The 296-nt window shown below is 64.2% G+C and carries 1 protein-coding gene; it reads left to right on the forward strand.

What is annotated here, in order from left to right; genetic code table 11:
• On the forward strand, positions 1-296 hold a 296-nt coding region (locus P0D70_RS36955), incomplete at both ends, for an NAD(P)(+) transhydrogenase (Re/Si-specific) subunit beta (RefSeq protein ID WP_408188149.1).

Genomic DNA, 296 nt, shown 5'->3' on the forward strand with positions numbered 1-296 from the left:
GCCGTTCGTTCTTCAACGTGATTCTGGGCGGTTTCGGCAACGAGGCGGGTGCGGCGGTAGCGGGTGGGTCGGCGGAGCAGCGTCCGGTGAAATCCGGTTCGGCCGACGATGCGTCGTTCATGCTCGGCAATGCCGAAACCGTCGTGATCGTGCCGGGTTATGGTCTTGCCGTGGCGCGTGCACAGCATGCGCTGAAGGAGCTGACCGACAAGCTGGTCGAGAAGGGCATCGAGGTGAAGTACGCGATTCACCCGGTGGCCGGACGGATGCCGGGACACATGAACGTGCTGCTCGCC

Origin of the sequence: Paraburkholderia sp. RL17-381-BIF-C (assembly GCF_046026435.1) — a bacterium.
Classification (GTDB): domain Bacteria; phylum Pseudomonadota; class Gammaproteobacteria; order Burkholderiales; family Burkholderiaceae; genus Paraburkholderia.